This window comes from Streptomyces sp. 378 (assembly GCF_030124145.1).
GTDB lineage: Bacteria > Actinomycetota > Actinomycetes > Streptomycetales > Streptomycetaceae > Streptomyces.
This window is the reverse complement of the sequence record NZ_JASKMS010000089.1, coordinates 1-665: the sequence shown is the minus strand read 5'-3', so window position 1 is coordinate 665 and position 665 is coordinate 1. Positions and strand designations below refer to the sequence as shown.

Sequence of the window (665 nt, the reverse complement as noted above, 5' to 3'; positions counted from 1 at the left end):
GACGCCCTGCAGGCCGCGGTCGAGGCCGTGTCCCCGGCCGCCGTGCTGGTGCCGTCCTCCGCCGAGGGCAAGGAGATCGCCGCCCGCCTGGCGCTGCGTCTGGGCTCCGGCATCATCACCGACGCCGTCGACCTGGAGGCCGGCGACTCCGGCCCGGTGGCCACCCAGTCGGTGTTCGCCGCCTCGTTCACCACCAAGTCCCGTGTCTCCAAGGGCACCCCGGTCATCACGGTCAAGCCCAACAGCGCCGCCGTCGAGGCCGCCCCGGCCGCCGGTGCGGTCGAGGCCCTGAACGTGTCCTTCTCCGCGCAGGCCACCGGCACCAAGGTCACCGGCCGCACGCCGCGTGAGTCGACCGGGCGTCCGGAGCTGACCGAGGCCGCGATCGTGGTCTCCGGTGGCCGTGGCGTCAACGGCGCGGAGAACTTCGCGGTCATCGAGGCGCTCGCCGACTCCCTCGGCGCGGCCGTCGGTGCCTCGCGTGCCGCGGTGGACGCCGGCTGGTACCCGCACACCAACCAGGTCGGCCAGACCGGCAAGTCCGTCTCGCCGCAGCTGTACATCGCCAACGGCATCTCCGGCGCGATCCAGCACCGCGCCGGTATGCAGACCTCGAAGACGATCGTGGCGATCAACAAGGACGCCGAGGCCCCGATCTTCGACCT

The 665-nt window shown here is 72.6% G+C and carries 1 protein-coding gene; it reads left to right on the top strand.

Going from position 1 to position 665, the window contains the following annotated elements; all coding sequences use genetic code 11:
• On the top strand, nt 1–665 hold a 665-nt coding region (locus QNO09_RS39625), incomplete at both ends, for an electron transfer flavoprotein subunit alpha/FixB family protein (protein ID WP_283975070.1).